Here is a 17,620-nt window from a genome sequence, read left to right on the forward strand (position 1 = left end):
GGCGCTTAAAGTCCCAGCACATCCACCATGTCATACTGACCAGGCGCTTTGCCCTGCCCCCACAGTGCCGCCTTCAAAGCGCCACGGGCAAAGATGGCGCGGTCGGTGGCCAAATGGCGCAGGACGATGCGCTCTCCGGGGGCGGCGAACAGGACGTCGTGCTCGCCCACAATGTCGCCGCCGCGAATGGCGTGGAAGCCGATGTCGCCCCGCTTGCGCGCGCCGGTGATGCCGTCGCGGCCCCGGTCAGACACATCTTCCAGCTTCACGCCGCGCCCTTCGGCAGCGGCCTCGCCCAGCATCAATGCTGTGCCCGACGGGGCGTCGACCTTGTGGTGATGGTGCCCTTCGATCACTTCGATGTCGAAATCCTCATCCAGTGCAGCCGCGACTTTCTTGGTCAGTTGCACCAGCAGATTGACGCCAAGACTCATGTTCCCCGCGCGCACGATGACTGCATGGCGTGAGGCTGGTTCCAGCGCGGCGATCTGTTCATCCGACATGCCAGTGGTGCCGATCACATGCACACAACGTGCCTGCGCGGCCAGTGCGGCAAACTCCAATGTCGCCTCGGGCGCAGTAAAGTCAATCACCGCCTGCGCCTGCGAAAACGCCTCTAGCGGGTCGTCTGTGACGGTGACGCCCAGCGCCTGACCGCCCATCGCCTCGCCCACATCCTGACCGATCCAGTCATGGCCAGTCCGCTCAACCACACCGACCAAACGCGCCTGATCGCTGTCCGTCACGGTTTTGATCAGCATCTGCCCCATACGGCCCGAAGCCCCTGTGATGACGATCCCCGGAATATGGGTCATTGCGCTGGTCCTTTTGTTGAATTCGGCTCAAAGCCTCCTACCCGGTTCGCGCCCGCTTGGCAAAGCCCTGCTTTGGGCTTAGATCGGGGATATGGCAAAGAACAAATTCCACGATGGCCCCGGCCCGTCCCAACGACAACTCCGTGTCGGCGAACTGATCCGCCGCACCCTGTCCGAGGTTCTGGCGCGCGGAGATGTCCACGACCCCGACCTGAACCGCATGTCAATCACCGTGGGTGAGGTGCGCACCTCGCCCGATCTGAAGATCGCCACCGCCTATGTGTTGCCCTTGGGCGGCAAGGGGCAGGAGGATGTGATCGCGCTGCTGGCCCGCAACAAGGGTGAATTGCGGCGGGCGGTCGGCAAGAAGGTCGGTCTGAAATTCTCACCCGATCTGCGGTTCCGGCTGGATGACACGTTTGACCGAATGGATGACACCCGCCGCATGTTCGATCAGGACGCGGTGCGCCGCGATCTGGACGAGTGATCCGCGCATTTGTCATTTTGGGCGCGGTCTTCTGGGCCGCGCAAGCCTCTGCGGTTACGTGCGAAAAGGTGACCCATGAGGACAAGCGGTACACCGTATGTGAGGTGGATGCCGCAGGCGAAGAGCTGCGTTTATTTCTCAATGATGAAGAAGGCGACGTGCTGGGCCATTTCTCATCTGTGAACGAGGCACTGGCCCCACAGGGAAAGCGACTGGCATTTGCCATGAACGCGGGTATGTATCATGACGACCGCTCGCCCGTTGGGCATTATGTCGAAGGCGGTCAGGAACAGATGCGCGTGATCCCGAATGCCGGTCCAGGCAATTTCGGCTTGCTGCCGAACGGGGTGTTTTGCATCCGCGAGGGCCGTGCCGACGTCTTCGAAACCTTGGAATATGTTGATCAGGCTCCGCAATGCCGTTTCGCCACGCAATCCGGCCCGATGCTGGTCATAGACGGTGAACTGCACCCGCGCTTCTTGCCCGATTCGACCTCGCGCTATGTGCGCAACGGCGTTGGTACCAACGCGGATGGGACACGGGCGGTATTCGCGATCTCGGATGACTATGTCACCTTTCACGAGTTCGGCAGCTTGTTCCGCGATGTACTGGATACCCCGAATGCCCTGTTCTTCGACGGCAATATCTCTCGGATGTATGAACGCGCGGGCAATCGGTCGGATGTCGGGTTTTCGCTAGGCCCTATTGTAGGTGTGGTCGAAGATACGCCCTGAAATTGACAGTGGCAGAACGATCCGTTAGGTCGCGCGCCTCGGCAAGATTCAGGGTGTAGAATGGGACGCAAACGCAAGGGTCGCGACATTTCCGGTTGGCTGGTGGTGGATAAGCCCGCGGGCATGACCTCGACTGCAGTAGTCAACAAGGTACGCTGGGCGATGGATGCCAAGAAGGCGGGCCATGCGGGCACACTGGACCCCGAAGCGACTGGCGTACTGGCCGTGGCACTAGGTGAGGCGACCAAGACCGTTCCCTACATCACCGATGCGTTGAAAGCCTACACATTCACCGTGCGTTTGGGTCAGGCCACCAATACCGATGATGCCGAAGGCGAAGTGATTGCGAGCAGCGATGCGCGCCCATCGGATGACGATATCAAACAAGCACTGGCCCCGTTTCTGGGTGATATCATGCAGGTCCCACCCAAGTTCTCGGCCGTGAAAATCGACGGCCAGCGCGCCTACAAGCTGGCCCGCGATGGCGAAGATGTGGAATTGGCCGCACGTCCGCTATGGGTTGAGGAGTTGATTTTGGTCGACCGCCCCGACGAAGACCACGTGACGCTGGAAATGACCTGCGGCAAGGGCGGCTATGTCCGCTCAATCGCCCGCGATCTGGGCGCGGCGCTGGGATGCCACGGACACGTTCGGGAACTGCGCCGCATCTGGTCCGGCCCATTCGATGTCGAAGACGGGTTGAGCATCGAAAAGATCGACGAGATGGCAAAGACCACTGCGCTGGACGACTACCTGCACCCGCTGGAAACCGGCCTCGCCGATCTGCCTGAATTGAAATGCACACCCGAAGGCGCAACCCGCCTGCGCAACGGAAACCCGGGCATGGTTCTGGCCTCGGACGTGGAATACGGCGATGAAGCCTGGGCTTCGCTGGACGGCAAGGCCGTGGCGGTAGGGATCTACAAATCGGGCGAATTGCACCCCAGCCGGGTGTTCGTTACCTAAGCCACGTGCTAGGCGAAGGGCATGATTACCCGAACGCACACCAAGGGCGACGCGCCCTCGACCGCCATCTATTCCGACTGCGAGAAATATCGCTATAGCCTGACCCGTATCTGGGATCCTGCGGGGCGCAAAGCTCTGTTCGTGATGCTGAACCCGTCAACCGCGACCGAAGTTCAGAACGACCCGACGGTGGAACGCTGCGAGCGCCGAGCGCGGGCGCTGGGGTTCGGAGCGTTTCAGGTAACCAACATCTTCGCATGGCGCGACACGGACCCGCGCAAGATGCGCGCTGCTGCCGACCCGGTAGGACCCGAGAACGACGCGGCTATTCTGGACGGCGTGCAATGGGCCGATCAAGTCATCGCCGCCTGGGGCACCCATGGCGCGCATCTGGACCGTGGCCCTGCAGTTGAAACCCTTCTGCGCGACACCAGGCAGCCGCTGTTTCATCTGGGGCTGACCAAGGGCGGGCATCCCAAACACCCGCTTTACATCGCCTATACCCAACAGCCCGAACCTTGGTGATCAACGGTTAACCACAAGTTCAGCTTGGCTTTGACCAACTGACTGATCATATGGGATATTTCACCCTCGGAGCAGTGCGTTCTCGGAGGGTTGCCATGTTTCTGTTCGGATTGCTGAGCCTGGCCGCAATGGGCGGAGCAGCCTATGCGATGGGCGGTATTATCGAGGCTGACGACGACACCGAAGAAGACGAGATCATCGAAGATGAACCGCAAGAGATCTCTGACGGCAGTTATCTCGAGATTGATGAAACCATCGACAAAGTCGAAGAGGCCTCGACTGGGACCATAGTCTCAGAATTCGAAGGCGATTTGGTTGTGGCCGGGGACGACGACACAAACATTCTGACCGGGCAAGATGGCGACGACCAGATCAACGGCTACGGTGGCGACGACACTGTGCTGGGGGGCATGGGCGATGACACTCTGCATGGCGGCGTTGGCGTTGATACAATCCAGGGCGGCGAAGGCGATGATGTTTTGCATGGCGAAAGTAACGATGACGTCCTGTCCGGTGATGATGGCGACGACAAGATTTTTGGTCATTTCGGCGACGACAGGCTGGACGGCGGCGATGGGGATGACGATTTGTACGGCGGTCAGGACAACGACACGCTGACAGGAGGCGCGGGCGAGGATGCGCTGCATGGGGGCTATGGCGACGATGAGCTTGCTGGTGGCGCAGGTGAAGACGTCTTGTTTGGCGGCGACGGTGACGACGTGCTGACCGGTGAGGACGGCGAAAACGAAGACTCCGTGGATTTTCTGAATGGCGGTGCCGGCGACGACATTATAGCTGCCCATAGCGGTGACATCGTGACCGGAGGCGAAGGCGCTGACAGCATCCACCTGAACCCCGAGGAGGATGACGATGCCGTCAAGGTCATGGATTTTGAACCCGGGCAGGACAAGCTGTTGATCTCGTGGGAAGGCGAGGAATATCCGGAGATCAACATTGAAACAGACGCTGAAAACGAAAACCTGACCCGTATCATGGTCGACGGACAAGACGTCGCCCAACTGCTGGGTGCCAAAGGGTTGACCCTGGACGATATCCAACTGATCAACGGTCAGGAACTATCGCAGCTCAATGCGCTGAGTTGAAGCAATAGAATCCCTTTGCCATTTGCTTGAAATCCGCTTATACGCGCCCATCCGCATCGGAATCAGTGCGGTTTTCTCCATGGGCCTGTGCTGGACGACATCCCGGCCTGCGCCATCAACTCTAACCTTTTAAAGGAGACCCCGATGTCGATTACTGCCGCTGAAAAAGCACGCGTCATGAAAGAATTCGGCACCAAGGACGGCGACACCGGTTCGCCAGAAGTCCAGGTTGCCATCCTGACCTCGCGCATCACCACCCTGACCGAGCACTTCAAGACCCACAAAAAAGACAACCACGGTCGTCGCGGTCTGCTGAAAATGGTCGCCCAGCGCCGTAAGCTGCTGGACTACCTGAAGGGCAAAGAAGAAGCGCGCTATCAGGATCTGATCAAAAAGCTGGGCATCCGCCGCTAATACCGGTTTCTGCCGCTTTTGGATTTTAGACGCCCGCCCTAATTGGCGGGCGTTTTTTGTTGGATCAGGGAACGCGCGCTCAAAGTAGCGGTATGGTGGGGCTCAATCCGGCTTGCAGTTCACTAACTCTGTCGGCACTATCCCGGGACCTGATCAACAGCTGCGCAATACATCAGTCCCCCAAGCACACATCCAGTGTGTTACGACAAGTAAAATGGAACCAAATGAAGCTGGAATTTCATCATATTAACCTGGTGGCAGACGACGTTGACCGCCTACACGACTTTTATACAAACGTCTTGGGTTTGGGTGATATTCCGCAGCAGAATTTCCCGCGCTCTGAAGCAACCGAAGACGCCGGTTATGACGGCCAGATCCGCTTTGCAACGGACGGCAACATGCAGATGCATCTGGCAGAACGGGACTTTGACGTCGCTTTTAAAAATGATCAGGTCATCAATCCAGTGAGCCGCGGACACATCGCGTTCCGAACGGATGACCTTGCCGCGGTCCTGAGGATACTTGATGAAAACGCGGTTCCTTATTCGGACTATGGCACAGCCTTTTCGAAAGAGTGGCACCAAGTGTTCTTTCGCGACCCCGAAGGCAATGTTGTCGAAGTTCACCAACAGGTAGCGACTTTGGGCTGAACCTGAGCCCGAAGTTCCCCGCGCTGTTCAGCTTGTGACGGCGCGCTAGACCATATCGTACTCTACGCTTTTTGCTCCGATGTCGCCCATGTGGCCGGTGATGCGCTGCACCAATTTCTGCCTGGACATATCTGCAAGCGCCTCCGGAAAGCTCTGAAGCTCTTCCTTTCTGGCGACAATTGTCAAAGTGCGCGAAAGGCCCGAGACCGGAAGATCTTTCAACTGCAGGCTCATATTCTCAACCAGACCATCGATCAGCAGTGTTGGCGTCAAAAGGCTGAACCCCTGACCTGCAGAAACACAGGACGTAACCATGCTGGAGCGGTCCGCCTGGATGACCTTGTCGGGCTCAAACCGCAATCGGCGCAGATGCTGCGCAATCTGGCGGCCCGCGTTGGTTGTATCTCCGAACCGCACCAGAGGAAGCCGCGTTTGGATCGCCTCTAGGCTGTCTGTCGGGCCGTCATATGCATCGGGAAGAACCAGAAGGTATCTTTCGGTCAGAACGTGATGACGCTCCAAGCCATCCATATCCAGAAACGGATTTGATGTGATCGCGAGGTCCGCTTGTTTCGTCCGCAGCAGGTGTTCATGGTTGCCGCTTTGGCCAGCATGCAGGGTAATATCTTCGACATTGAACTCACGCTGCGCGAAATCGACCAAAGAGGGCGTCAGCGTCGTGGCGATCGAGGCTTGAATGCCGACCCGCAGCAGCGTCAGGGATTTCTGGCCAACGTGGCGCAGTTCCGTTTCCATGTCGGAAAGTGCATCTAGAATTTTCTGCGCTCTTCCATGCAAACGCGCACCCGCATAGGTCAGCCGCGCCGGACGCGTACTGCGGTCCAAAAGCACAGTGCCGAATGCCTTTTCCAGCGCTGTGACGTGCTGGGACGCTGCTGGCTGCGACAGATTCAGAAGTTTTGCGCCCGCCCGCATCTGACCCGTTTCCGCAACGGCGACGAAGACCTCAAGTGAACGCATCAGACTTGGTGAGAGTTTACGATGATCCAGCATTGCTCATCCTTAGTATAAATAATTTTTATACTGTTGGAATTTTCTTGGTTTACGTCAAGCACTCGGTCAACGCTTTGGCCATGACACGTTCGCGCTCATCTCGACGCCGCAGGGCCGCTGGACCTCGCACTCTTCCCGAGGCGCGCGCGCCGTTTATTCTGCGCAAGCTTTCGACCTTCAATGTCCTCAGCGAGGCAGGGTTGGAACAGATCGAGGCCAATGCGGATACCATCCTTGCCGAAACCGGGATGGAGTTTCAGGACGACCCAGAGATTCTAGGCATTTTTGCCGATGCAGGCTGTGACGTAGATGGCTCGCGTGTGCGGTTCACGCCGGGGTTCTGCCGCAAAACGATCATGGCAACAGCGCCGGCTCAGTTCGTTCAACATGCCCGAAACCCGGCCAACAACGTTCAGCTGGGCGGCGATGCCAGCGTGCTATGTCCGGCTTGGGGTCCGCCCTTTGTGCACGATCTGGACCGCGGGCGGCGCTATGCCTCGCATCAGGATTTCGTTGATCTGGTCAAGCTGCATCACAGCCTGCCCTGGTTGCATCATTCGGGCGGCGTGGTTTGCGAGCCGGTGGATTTACCGGCCAATAAACGCCATCTCGACATGCTTTATGGTCATATTCGCCATTCTGACCGCGCCTTTATGGGGGCCTTTATCGGGGCCGAACGCGCGGGCCACGCAATCGACATGGCACGGATTGTGTTCGGTGATGATTTCGTGGCGGAAAACGCCGCCCTGTATTGTGTCTCGAATACAAACGCGCCGTTGGTGATGGACAGTCACATGTCGGGCGCGCTGAAAACCTATGCCCGGGCCGGGCAACCGGTCGCTTGCACCCCTTGGGTTCTGACCGGGGCCATGTCGCCGTCTACCGTTGCCGGGACGTTGGCTCAGGTGTTGGCCGAGACCATGGCAGCGATGACGTTGACCCAACTGATAAACCCCGGGGCACCCTGCATGATGGGCAGTTTTGCCTCAACCATGTCGATGAAATCCGGGGCACCGACCTTTGGCACGCCCGAGGCCGGGTTGATGGTATTAGCTGCCGGTCAGCTTGCCCGCAGGCTGGGGGTGCCGCTGCACACGGTTGGCACGCTCAGCGCCTCAAAAGTTCCGGACGGCCAAAGCCAGCAAGAGGCCGCATGGGGGTTGATGATGTCGATGTTCGCGGGCGCCAATCTGATCAACCACGCCACTGGATGGCTTGAAGGCGGCTTGGTGACTTCGTTCGAAAAGACAATCCTGGATCATGATCTGTGCGGCAAGATCGGTCGGTTCTTCGATGGCATCGACATGAGCGAGAATGCCCAGGCAATGGAAGCTATTGCGTCGACCGGTCCGGGACAGCATTTCCTCGGTTCCGAGCATACGCAGGCCAATTTCATGTCTGCGCTGTTTCGTCCCTGGACCCCGGACGACAATTCATTCGAGCAATGGCACGCGGCTGGAGAGTTGGACGCCGCGACACGCGCCAATGCAATCTGGAAGGAACGGCTGGACGCTTACGAAGACCCCGGTCTCGATCCCGACATCGACGCCGCGCTGCAGGACTACATCGCGCAGCGCAAGGCCGAGAAACCTGATCAGGATTACTTTTGATGAGCCGCATTTTGATCATCGGTGGTGGCGCCATCGGCCTTAGCCTAGCCTACCATCTGGCCAAGCGCGGTTCGAGTGACGTCACGGTTCTGGAACGCAATCAGCTGACCTCGGGCACGTCCTGGCATGCGGCTGGAATTGTCGGCCCACTACGCGCGACGCCAAATATGACCCAATTGGCCATGGCGGCACTTAAGGTTTTCCCCGCCCTTGAGGCCGAGACCGGCATGTCCACAGGATATCGCCGCACGTCCGGTTATTGGCTGGCACGCGACCCCGCCCGCCTGGATGAGCTTCGCAGGATTTCTGATCTGGGCCAGACTCAGGGTCTGACGCCGCGAGTGATCGCCGCCTCGGACGTGCCTCTGCCACAGCTCGATCTGAACAACCATGTGGGCGCGCTTTATGTGCCCGAAGATGCCAATGTGAACCCGGTCGATCTGTGCATGGCCTATGCCAAGGGCGCACGGGATCGCAGGGTGACGATACGCGAGAACACCAGTGTTCAGTCACTGCGTAAAAAGGGTGGGCGCATCACCGGCGTTACTCTTGCTGATGGAACCGAATTGGACGCCGATCAGGTCGTTCTGGCCACCGGTGCCTGGTCCCGCGAACTGGCTGCAAATGTTGGCGTAGCGCTGCCCTTGCAGGCGGTCGAGCACATGTATGTGGTCACCGAACCCATCCCCGACCTGCCGAACCCATTTCCAGTGATCCGGGATCTGGATCGAGGCATCTACATCAAGGGCGACGCGGGCAAACTGGTCATTGGTGGCTTTGAACCCAATGCGAAATGTTGGGATGCCTACGGCCCCGAAGGAGACCGACCTTTCCTTGAACTGGCTGAAGACTGGCACCAGTTCGCCCCTTTCATGGAGGCGGCGTTAGAGCTTTGCCCCAGCCTTGAAAGGGTCGGCATCCAGCATTTCATGAACGGCCCCGAGAGTTTCACGGCCGACACGAGACCCCTTGTAGGCGAAACATCGGTCAATGGTCTGTTTGTCGCTGCGGGAATGAACTCGGTCGGGGTCATGTCCTCGGCGGGGATTGGACGGGCGCTGGCAGATTGGATGGTCGACGGCCACCCCTCGATGGATATGTGGGAGGTCGATGTCGCCCGGGCCGACCCCGCCACAGCCAGCACCGAACACATGGCCGACCGAATGGAAGAGGCGGTTGCTGATCTTTTTGCCCTTCACTGGCCATATAAACAGCCCAAATCAGGCAGAGGTCTGCGCACCACCGCGCTGCACGATTGCTGGGCTAAGGCCGGGGCGCATTTCGGCCTGACTGCCGGTTGGGAACGCGGAATATACTATGGTCCGGCGCAGGACTATTCGGTGGCGGATCAGCGGTGGTGGCCGCTGGCCAGAGCCGAAGCGGCGGTCATGGATGAGGGCACCGTGTTGATTGATCTGAGCCCTTTTACCAAGCTCGACATCACCGGACCGGATGCTCTGGGTTCATTGAACCGCCTGACGACCGCGCAGATGGACGTGCCCATTGGTCGGGCTGTCTATACGCAGATACTCAACGCGCGCGGTGGGATCGAAATGGATGTGACCATCACGCGGTTGGGTCGGGATGCGTTTCATCTGACTTCAGGCGCTGCCACGCGGATGCGCGATCTGATGTTCCTGCGCAGGCATTTGAAGGGCGATGTGTCTGTCAGGGATGTGACCGAAGCATTCTGCACAATCGGTGTAATGGGAGGTGGCAGCCGGACGCTGCTACAGGGTCTTGGCAGCCTACCAGAAATGGCATTTGGCTATACCGCCACCGCCGAAATGGCAGGCATTACTTGCCGCGGCACGCGCGTTAGTTTTGTCGGAGAATTGGGCTGGGAACTAACCGTACCCAACGCGCAGGCCCCTCAGCTGTTCGACACCCTCCACAAGGCAGACGCGCGCCCGCTGGGTCACTATGCGGTGGATGCCTGCCGGTTGGAGAAGGGTTTCAAACACTGGGGGCATGAACTTGGCCCCAAGATCACTCCGCTGGAAGCCGGCCTGGGGTTCACCATCGACTGGGACAAGGAGTTTCAGGGCAAAGCGGCGCTGGAACAGCAAAAGTCCAACGGCTTGCAACAGCGCCTGATCCTTCTGCAGGTTCACGGCAATGCCCTGATGCTGCATGACGAACCGGTGTTCGAGCATGGCACCCATGTGGGGCTGACAACCTCGGGCGGGCGCGGGCCGCGTACGGGGCTGAACCTGTGTTTTGCCATGGTCGCGGTCCAACCGGGCGAGACGTTGGCCCAGACATGCGATCGAAAATTCACGGTTCGGGTCGCCGGGCAGGACTATCCCGCGCAGCCCTTGCGACGCCCACCCTTTGATCCCTCAGGCGAAAGGATGCGCGCATGATCAAGGCGCAGGTTACTATCATCGGCGGCGGGGCCATGGGCGTGTCGCTGATGTATCATCTGGTCAAGGCTGGCTGGTCCGATGTTCTGCTGGTCGAGAAAAACGACCTGACCCACGGATCGACCTGGCATGCGGCGGGACTGTGTACTCATTTCGCGCATAATCCCACCATTCAGGAATTGCGTGCTGCCTCTGTTCGGCTTTACCGCGATATACTTCCGCAGGAAACAGGACGCGATTGCGGCTTTCACCGCTCGGGTGCGATGCGGATCACACGCAACCCCGACCGAATGGACGAGTTCCGCCATGTGGCCGGTCTGTCCGAATTCACCGGTTACCCGCTGGAGGTGCTGACGCCCGAGCGCATCGCCGAGCTGTTCCCTCTGGCCAAACTGGATGGGCTGATCGGGGGGATCTATGAACCCGATGACGGCCATGTAGACCCTACGCTGGCAACCCACGCGATGGCCGAGGTTGCCCGGCGGGGCGGGGCGCGGATCATGCGCAACTGCGCGGTCACCGCGATTGAGCGTCAGCAGGACCATTGGCGGATCGAGACCGCGAAAGAGATCATCGAAACCACCCACGTAGTCAACGCTGCAGGCACCTGGGGTTGGGAAATCGGGCATATGATGGGCCTCAACATCCCGTCTGTTCCGGTGCTGCACCAATATCTGGTGACGGACACGGTGGAGGCCGTGTCATCTCGGATCAAAGAGGGATTGCCAGAGCTGCCGATCATCCGCGACCCCGAAGAAAGCTGGTATGTGCGGCAGGAACGCGATGGGCTGATCCTTGGGCCGTATGAAAAAGACGCCAAGGTCTGGTCGGTCGATGGTGTGCCACCGGAGTTTGGCGCGGATCTGATGCCGCCGGATCTGGACAGTGTGGAACATATCATCATGGCCGCGATGGATCGGATTCCGGCGCTGGAAACCGGTGGTGTAAAATCGGTGATTAACGGCCCGATCACGTTCACGCCCGACGCCAATCCGCTGATCGGGCCTGCGCATGGGCTTCAAAACGCGTGGCTTTTGACCGGCTCGTCGATGGGCGTCATGGAAGGCGGCGGCGCGGGCTGGTTCCTTGCGCATTGGATGACCCACGGCGCGCCGCCGATGGATGCGCTGGCCGTGGACTCGCGCCGCTTTGGGTCCTGGGCTGATCGTGATTATCGCGTGGCCAAGGCCGTCGAGTGCTTCGGCCTGCAATTCGGCGTGCACTATCCGCACGAAGAACGCCCCGCCGGGCGCGGTCTGCGCCTGTCTCCACTGCATGACCTAATGGTCGAACGCGGCGCGGTGATGGGTGCGGCCTATGGGTGGGAACGTCCAAACTGGTTCTCGGACACACCCGGAGCAGTCGCCGACGAAACCTTCCGTCGCGCCAATTGGTTCGAACCCGTGGCGCAAGAGGTCGAGGCCGCGCACAACCGCGTCGCCATGGGCGACCTGTCGGTGTTTTCGAAATTCGACGTCACCGGCCCCGATATCGCGGCCTTCCTACAAGCATTGGGCGCAAACCGCGCCATCCAGCCGGGCCGGATCGGCCTGACCCATGCGCTGACACCCAAAGGCGGCGTATTGTCAGAGTTCACCGTCACACGCTTGGCCGAGGATCACGCCTATCTGACCAGCGCCGCCGCGGCCGAGCAGATCGACCAGGATCTTCTGACACAGGTTGCCAAAGGCTTTGACGTCACCGTTCGAAACGTGTCTGAGGATCTGGCAGTTATCGGCGTCATGGGACCCAAATCCGCCGATGTGTTGCCCGAGTTGAACCATATGCCCTGGCTCACCGCGCAAGAGACCCATGTAGGCGGGATTTCCCTGCGCGCTCTGCGGGTGTCTTATCTGGGCGAATGTGGCTGGGAATTGCATGTGGCCAAAGAAAATGCCGTGCAGCTTTTCACGACGCTGGAAGAGGTCGCCAAACCGCTTGGTCTTGGGTTCTATGGGGCCTATGCAGCAAACTCCATGCGCCTTGAAAAAGGGTATCGCGGTTGGGGCAGTGACCTGACGACCGAACGCAGCCCGCTTGAGGCCGGTCTGACCCCGTTTGTCCGCAAGGACCTGCGCCACGGACTGGGCCGAGACAACACGTGGGATATGGTGCTGCTTGAGGTCGAGGCCGGTGAGATTGACCCGTTCTACTCCCACACGATCTGGAAAGACGATCTGCCCGTTGGGATCGCCACCTCGGGTGCCTATGGCCACCGGACCGGAAAAGTTCTGGCCCTGGCCTATCTGCGCGACCAGACCGCGCGAGACGGGCTGACCATCTCAATACTGGGCCAGCATCGTGCGGCAACCATCCTGCCAAAGGCTCCCTTTGACCCCGAAAACTCACGCTTGAAAACCGGAGGTTCCGAATGACCGACCACGCCCTTCACACCGACTGGGACTTTTCGAACACCGCCGCGCGACGGGACCAGTACTATGCTGCCTCACTAACGCGGTTCACACCGTTTCGCGAACCTATCGTTTTCAAGAAAGGTCAGGGACAATACCTTTGGGATACGGATGGTCGGAAATACACCGATCTGCTGGGCATGAATGTCTGTATCTCGGTCGGGCACTCGCACCCGCGCGTGGTGGCGGCGGCAGCAGCACAGGCGCAGGAACTGACCCACTGCACGACAATGTTCTACCACCCGACACCAGCACATCTGGCCGAAGAACTGGCCGCGACGATGCCCAAAGGACATGACTGGGTGGTGCATCTGACCAACTCCGGATCCGAAGCGGTTGATCTGGCGATGACCATGGCGCGCACTTACACAGGCAATCTGGATTTACTTGCGCTGCGCACCGCATATCACGGGCCAACGGCTGCGGCGCAGTCGATTACCGGTATCTCGGGCTGGCGTCACCCGGGCATGCCCGGCAACGTGGCCTTTGTGCCGGAACCCAATCAATACCGCGGCATCTTTGGGCCGGGCACGCAGCCCTATCTGGATGAGATCGATCGCACCATCGCCACAGCCACATCCGGCAATGTGGCGGGCATCTTTGTCGAAAGCGTGCAGGGCTATGGTGGCATCATCGAAATGCCGCCCGGTTATATGTCCGGCGCAGCCAAACGCGTGCGCGCGGAAGGAGGTCTTTATATCGCGGACGAGGTGCAGTCGGGCTTTGGCCGCACTGGCGAAAACTTCTGGGGGTTCGAAGCGGACGGCGTCGTACCCGACATCGTCGTCATGGCAAAAGGTCTTGGAAATGGCTTCCCGATCGGGGCGGTTGTGGCCAAGAAACATATTGCGGAACCGATGGCGGAAAGGTTCATGTTCCACACCTATGGGGCCAACCCGACCTCGGCTGCCGCAGCCCGTGCGGTTCTTGCTGTCATGCGGGACGAAGGGTTGCAGGAAAACGCCCGCGTTGTAGGGGCCGCCTTGCTGGAAAGGCTGCATGGCTTGAAAGACAAGTATCAGGTCATCGGCGATGTTCGCGGGAAAGGCCTTATGCTTGCGCTGGAATTCGTGAAAGACCGGGATAGCAAAACGCCGGACAAGGACATGACCACAGAAGTTTTCGAAGCCTGCCGCGCACAAGGAATTATCCTGTCAAAGTCCGGCCCGTTTCAACAATGCCTACGGATGGTGCCACCGCTGTGTTTGTCGTTGGACGACGTGGATCAGGTGGCGAACAGTCTTGATCAAGCGCTCGAAACTGCTGTGAGTGTCGCAGAAGTTTAAGCTTCAGGGCCTCTAGCCTGTGCCTTGCTTTTTCTCCGCGAAGTTTCCGGGCGTTTTCGGTTGTCCGGCGGCAAAAGAACGCCCGCCAAAAGGCGGGCGTCCAGAATGTATCGGATCAAGGCCCTACATCTTAGCTTTTTCTGATTTCAGCGCCAGCCACAAGCAGTAGCACATGATCAGAACCACCAAGGTGAACGGGATACCTGTCGAAACCGCAGCACCTTGCAGTGCAGAGAGGCCCCCGCCAAGCAACAGCGCAATGGCGACCAGACCTTCCAAAGTGCACCAGAACACCCGCTGAACCACCGGTGCGTCCATCTTGCCACCCGCAGTAATCGTGTCGATCACCAGCGAACCGGAATCCGACGAGGTGACAAAGAACACCACGATCAGGACCAGGGCGATTGGCGCAACAATACTGTAAAGCGGCAGCTCCTTGAGGAATCCGAACAGGGCACCTTCAGGGGCGTAGCTGTCGATCACTGTGGCACGCACACCTTCGGCTCCACCTGCGTTCAACATGTCGATGGCGGCACCGCCAAAGGTCGACATCCACAAGGCACAAACAGCCGTTGGTGCGAGCAGGGCGCAAAGGATGAACTCGCGCACTGTGCGACCTTTTGAGATGCGGGCGATGAACATGCCCACAAAAGGCGACCATGCGATCCACCAGGCCCAATAGAAGGTCGTCCAGCCGTGGAAGTAACTGGTGTCTTCGCGTCCGAACGGGTTCGACAGCGCCGGCAGGTGGTACACATAATCCACCATCACGTTGAAATACCGTGCGATGGCCGTGCCGACGCCAGTAACAACAATCACGAAGATAAACAGGCCGACGGCCATGATCATGTTGATTTCACTCAACCGTTTGACGCCAGCATCCATCCCCATCAGGACCGAACCCAACGCAATCAACGTGATACCGATGATCAGCAGGACTGTGACGGTTGGGCTGGGTTCGATGCCGAACACCTCATTCAGGCCCGCCGCAACCTGCTGCGCACCAAGACCCAACGAGGTGGTCAGGCCAAAGAGCGTCGCAAACACAGCCAAGGTATCGATGATGTGGCCCCACCAACCCCAGACGCGTTCGCCCAGGATCGGGTAGAAGGCCGACCGCAGGGTTAAGGGCAGATCAAGGTTATAGGCAAAGATGGCCAGGCTTAGACCAACAGCGGCGTAGACCGCCCAGCCTTCCAGCCCCCAGTGATGGATTGTACCGACGACTCCAGCATATTCATTGCCCGGAACGGCGATGTCGATGCCCAGTGGCACCGCGTTGCCGTCTTCGGCAAAATTGTAATAGACGGGCTCCATCACTCCAAAGAACAACAGCCCGATGCCGATACCAGCCGCGAACATCATCGCAATCCACCCGGCATAGGAATAGTCGGGCTTTGCGTCCTTGCCACCGATCCGCACCTTGCCAACCGGCAGCACGATCAGAACAAGACAGAACAATGTGATTGCGTCGACCGACAGGACCAGGAACCAGTCAAACGTGCTGGTGAGCCATGGTCTTAGCCAGCCAAACAGTGCCGCGGTACCCTCTTGGTTGGCCAAAGCGATCAGAACGAACGCAAAGATCAGGATGCTCGAGATCAAAAAGACCGGGTTGTGGATGTCCAGACCGAATGGCCGGACGTTGTCTTGCCCAAGCTCGTATTCGGTCTCGAAGTCGTAAATCCGGGGGTCCGGATCCAGCATTTTCTTGGTTTGTGCCATTCGTCTGCCCTTCTGTTCGCTAAGTGCAAACGCCAAGGTATTCGACCAGCGGACGGAAACGAGATTTTGTCCCTTGGCGCTTCTCCGTCAATTCGACCGCGGGCTTCGTGATAACAGCTTACACTGACGACATAATTTCACCAAACGCATTCCCGTTAGTGAATTTATCTAACTTGATAAACGACTTTGGACGGCACCGGGATCATTGGTCCCAACTTCTGGCCAAGGGGCTTTATCCGTGTTATTCACCCAAATGGTTGACTGAAGCAGAAGAAGGGTGTAATTCATCCATATGGTTGAACGAGAGAGCCGCTCTGATTTGAGCGCGATATTGAAGGCCGCGTCCGACCCAACCCGCCGTGCGATCCTGACGATGCTTGCGCAGCAGGGACCCTTGCGGGTGACGGACATCGCGCGGCAATTCGATATGAGCCTCAATTCGGTATCCAAGCACATCAAGGTGTTGGAAAACGCCGAATTGGTGCGGCGCCGGACGGAATGGCGCGAGCATTTGATCGAGGTTCAAATGGATCCCTTGTCAGCCGTGGATGAATGGTTTGCCGGTTTGCGTTCGATCTGGGCGCTTCGGCTCGACGCTTTGGAAACTGCTTTGGAGGACCCAGAAGATGACGGATCTGTCACTTGAAATTACACGCGCAATCCCGCACCCACCCGAAAAGGTGTTCGACGCCTGGCTGAACCCGGATATGCTGGCCAAATTCATGCTGCCGGGGCCGGGTATGACGGTGCCAGAGGCGCATTCCGATGCAAAGGTCGGTGGACGGTTCAAGATCATCATGCGTGCACCCGAAGCGGGTGACCTGCCACATGAGGGCGAATACAAGGTCATCGACCGCCCGAACCGGCTTCAATTTACTTGGAACTCTCCGTACAGTCAGGATGATTCCACCGTGACGCTGAATTTCACGCCAACCGATGCAGGGACCGAATTGCGACTGCATCACGTCCGATTCCCATCACAGGAAAGCCGCGACAATCATGAGGGCGGATGGACTGCGATCCTTGCAGCGCTGGAGACAGCGCTATGATCAACTGGCTGGCCCTTGCAGCGGGGGTGATCGCGGCCTTTCTGCTGGGATGGCTGGTCTATGGACCGGTCGGATTCCAGAAACGCTGGGCCGAAGGAACGCGGATCGATCCGACACCGCCGGAATCGCCGCCATTGCCTCAGATGGCCGCTCAGATCGTGTTCCTGATCTTGCTGGCCACCGTGATCGCGCTCACCGAAACCACCAACAGCCTGGGCGTCGCCCTTCTGGCCATCCTTGCAGTGGCGGCGCAGACGGCCTCGGTCGGGGCCTGGGCGCAAAAAAGCGTGTTCGCGATCATGGTCGACACTGGCTATGCTCTGGGATGCGGCGTGGTGATGATCCTCGCGCACGCACTCTTTTGAACGGCTCTGGCCCGGTCCAAAATGGATCGGGCGTAGGCTGCGCAGTCCTTCACCGGCCCTGCGCGGTTCCCCTTTCCTTCTACACCAATCTCATGTATGC

The 17,620-nt window shown here is 59.0% G+C and carries 17 protein-coding genes; 14 read left to right on the top strand and 3 right to left on the bottom strand.

Annotated features, from left to right (window positions below):
• Positions 1–5: 5 nt before the first annotated feature.
• Positions 6–815, bottom strand: coding sequence for a 4-hydroxy-tetrahydrodipicolinate reductase (gene dapB / locus AC2FJF_RS16490; protein WP_496726352.1), 810 nt, complete (start codon positions 813–815; stop codon positions 6–8).
• A gap of 91 nt (positions 816–906) precedes the next feature.
• Here dapB and rbfA point away from each other — a divergent pair, with 91 nt between their 5' ends.
• From rbfA to AC2FJF_RS16525, 7 genes are all read left to right on the top strand, one after another.
• Positions 907–1,302 carry a 30S ribosome-binding factor RbfA gene (gene rbfA / locus AC2FJF_RS16495; RefSeq protein WP_058274960.1) on the top strand — a complete coding sequence of 132 codons (396 nt, stop codon included), beginning with the start codon at positions 907–909 and terminating at the stop codon, positions 1,300–1,302.
• Positions 1,299–2,036 (top strand): phosphodiester glycosidase family protein, encoded by a 738-nt coding sequence (locus AC2FJF_RS16500; protein WP_496726353.1) that lies wholly within the window; start codon positions 1,299–1,301, stop codon positions 2,034–2,036. The genes rbfA and AC2FJF_RS16500 overlap by 4 nt, the downstream gene beginning before the upstream one ends.
• A 60-nt stretch (positions 2,037–2,096) precedes the next feature.
• Positions 2,097–3,002 carry a tRNA pseudouridine(55) synthase TruB gene (gene truB / locus AC2FJF_RS16505; RefSeq protein ID WP_496726354.1) on the top strand — a complete coding sequence of 302 codons (906 nt, stop codon included), beginning with the start codon at positions 2,097–2,099 and terminating at the stop codon, positions 3,000–3,002.
• 21 nt (positions 3,003–3,023) lie between these two features.
• Positions 3,024–3,527, top strand: a complete 504-nt coding sequence (locus AC2FJF_RS16510; RefSeq protein ID WP_058277070.1) for a DUF1643 domain-containing protein — start codon at positions 3,024–3,026, stop codon at positions 3,525–3,527.
• Between the two features lie 95 nt (positions 3,528–3,622).
• On the top strand, positions 3,623–4,630 hold the full coding sequence (locus AC2FJF_RS16515) for a calcium-binding protein (RefSeq protein ID WP_496726355.1): 1,008 nt from the start codon (positions 3,623–3,625) through the stop codon (positions 4,628–4,630).
• Positions 4,631–4,774: 144 nt separating this feature from the next.
• On the top strand, positions 4,775–5,044 hold the full coding sequence (rpsO, locus tag AC2FJF_RS16520) for a 30S ribosomal protein S15 (protein WP_039543122.1): 270 nt from the start codon (positions 4,775–4,777) through the stop codon (positions 5,042–5,044).
• Between the two features lie 59 nt (positions 5,045–5,103).
• Positions 5,104–5,694, top strand: coding sequence for a VOC family protein (locus AC2FJF_RS16525; protein ID WP_496726356.1), 591 nt, complete (start codon positions 5,104–5,106; stop codon positions 5,692–5,694).
• Between the two features lie 45 nt (positions 5,695–5,739).
• Here AC2FJF_RS16525 and AC2FJF_RS16530 read toward each other — a convergent pair whose 3' ends face one another.
• Positions 5,740–6,708: a LysR family transcriptional regulator gene (locus tag AC2FJF_RS16530; RefSeq protein WP_496726357.1), complete on the bottom strand. Its 969-nt coding sequence runs from the start codon at positions 6,706–6,708 to the stop codon at positions 5,740–5,742.
• 80 nt (positions 6,709–6,788) lie between these two features.
• Here AC2FJF_RS16530 and AC2FJF_RS16535 point away from each other — a divergent pair, with 80 nt between their 5' ends.
• From AC2FJF_RS16535 to AC2FJF_RS16550, 4 genes are read left to right on the top strand one after another with little or no spacing between them, the layout of a single operon-like run.
• Positions 6,789–8,318, top strand: coding sequence for a trimethylamine methyltransferase family protein (locus AC2FJF_RS16535; RefSeq protein ID WP_496726358.1), 1,530 nt, complete (start codon positions 6,789–6,791; stop codon positions 8,316–8,318).
• The gene (locus AC2FJF_RS16540) at positions 8,318–10,684 is read left to right on the top strand and encodes a GcvT family protein (RefSeq protein ID WP_496726359.1); all 2,367 of its coding nucleotides are present in this window, start codon (positions 8,318–8,320) and stop codon (positions 10,682–10,684) included. Before AC2FJF_RS16535 ends, AC2FJF_RS16540 begins: the two co-directional genes overlap by 1 nt.
• Positions 10,681–13,059 carry a GcvT family protein gene (locus AC2FJF_RS16545; RefSeq protein ID WP_496726360.1) on the top strand — a complete coding sequence of 793 codons (2,379 nt, stop codon included), beginning with the start codon at positions 10,681–10,683 and terminating at the stop codon, positions 13,057–13,059. Before AC2FJF_RS16540 ends, AC2FJF_RS16545 begins: the two co-directional genes overlap by 4 nt.
• Positions 13,056–14,381, top strand: a complete 1,326-nt coding sequence (locus AC2FJF_RS16550; RefSeq protein ID WP_496726361.1) for an aspartate aminotransferase family protein — start codon at positions 13,056–13,058, stop codon at positions 14,379–14,381. Before AC2FJF_RS16545 ends, AC2FJF_RS16550 begins: the two co-directional genes overlap by 4 nt.
• A 123-nt stretch (positions 14,382–14,504) precedes the next feature.
• Here AC2FJF_RS16550 and AC2FJF_RS16555 read toward each other — a convergent pair whose 3' ends face one another.
• The gene (locus AC2FJF_RS16555) at positions 14,505–16,106 is read right to left on the bottom strand and encodes a BCCT family transporter (RefSeq protein ID WP_058277077.1); all 1,602 of its coding nucleotides are present in this window, start codon (positions 16,104–16,106) and stop codon (positions 14,505–14,507) included.
• A gap of 292 nt (positions 16,107–16,398) precedes the next feature.
• On the opposite strand from AC2FJF_RS16555, the gene AC2FJF_RS16560 reads away from it, so the two are divergent.
• The 3 genes from AC2FJF_RS16560 to AC2FJF_RS16570 are packed head-to-tail and all read left to right on the top strand — an operon-like array spanning position 16,399 to position 17,520.
• Positions 16,399–16,752, top strand: a complete 354-nt coding sequence (locus AC2FJF_RS16560; protein WP_496726362.1) for an ArsR/SmtB family transcription factor — start codon at positions 16,399–16,401, stop codon at positions 16,750–16,752.
• Positions 16,733–17,155: an SRPBCC family protein gene (locus tag AC2FJF_RS16565; protein WP_496726363.1), complete on the top strand. Its 423-nt coding sequence runs from the start codon at positions 16,733–16,735 to the stop codon at positions 17,153–17,155. Before AC2FJF_RS16560 ends, AC2FJF_RS16565 begins: the two co-directional genes overlap by 20 nt.
• Positions 17,152–17,520 carry a DUF1761 family protein gene (locus AC2FJF_RS16570; protein WP_496726364.1) on the top strand — a complete coding sequence of 123 codons (369 nt, stop codon included), beginning with the start codon at positions 17,152–17,154 and terminating at the stop codon, positions 17,518–17,520. The genes AC2FJF_RS16565 and AC2FJF_RS16570 overlap by 4 nt, the downstream gene beginning before the upstream one ends.
• The last annotated feature ends 100 nt before the right edge of the window (positions 17,521–17,620 follow it).

This window comes from Ruegeria sp. CDSB013, assembly GCF_059611165.1.

Bases quoted from the DNA above. Each gene is read 5' to 3' on its own strand.
- dapB (WP_496726352.1), bottom strand. From the start codon at position 815: ATGACCCATATTCCGGGGATCGTCATCACAGGGGCTTCGGGCCGTATG.
- rbfA (WP_058274960.1), top strand. From the start codon at position 907: ATGGCAAAGAACAAATTCCACGATGGCCCCGGCCCGTCCCAACGACAA.
- truB (WP_496726354.1), top strand. From the start codon at position 2,097: ATGGGACGCAAACGCAAGGGTCGCGACATTTCCGGTTGGCTGGTGGTG.
- AC2FJF_RS16510 (WP_058277070.1), top strand. From the start codon at position 3,024: ATGATTACCCGAACGCACACCAAGGGCGACGCGCCCTCGACCGCCATC.
- AC2FJF_RS16515 (WP_496726355.1), top strand. From the start codon at position 3,623: ATGTTTCTGTTCGGATTGCTGAGCCTGGCCGCAATGGGCGGAGCAGCC.
- rpsO (WP_039543122.1), top strand. From the start codon at position 4,775: ATGTCGATTACTGCCGCTGAAAAAGCACGCGTCATGAAAGAATTCGGC.
- AC2FJF_RS16530 (WP_496726357.1), bottom strand. From the start codon at position 6,708: ATGCTGGATCATCGTAAACTCTCACCAAGTCTGATGCGTTCACTTGAG.
- AC2FJF_RS16535 (WP_496726358.1), top strand. From the start codon at position 6,789: ATGACACGTTCGCGCTCATCTCGACGCCGCAGGGCCGCTGGACCTCGC.
- AC2FJF_RS16540 (WP_496726359.1), top strand. From the start codon at position 8,318: ATGAGCCGCATTTTGATCATCGGTGGTGGCGCCATCGGCCTTAGCCTA.
- AC2FJF_RS16545 (WP_496726360.1), top strand. From the start codon at position 10,681: ATGATCAAGGCGCAGGTTACTATCATCGGCGGCGGGGCCATGGGCGTG.
- AC2FJF_RS16550 (WP_496726361.1), top strand. From the start codon at position 13,056: ATGACCGACCACGCCCTTCACACCGACTGGGACTTTTCGAACACCGCC.
- AC2FJF_RS16555 (WP_058277077.1), bottom strand. From the start codon at position 16,106: ATGGCACAAACCAAGAAAATGCTGGATCCGGACCCCCGGATTTACGAC.
- AC2FJF_RS16560 (WP_496726362.1), top strand. From the start codon at position 16,399: ATGGTTGAACGAGAGAGCCGCTCTGATTTGAGCGCGATATTGAAGGCC.
- AC2FJF_RS16565 (WP_496726363.1), top strand. From the start codon at position 16,733: ATGACGGATCTGTCACTTGAAATTACACGCGCAATCCCGCACCCACCC.
- AC2FJF_RS16570 (WP_496726364.1), top strand. From the start codon at position 17,152: ATGATCAACTGGCTGGCCCTTGCAGCGGGGGTGATCGCGGCCTTTCTG.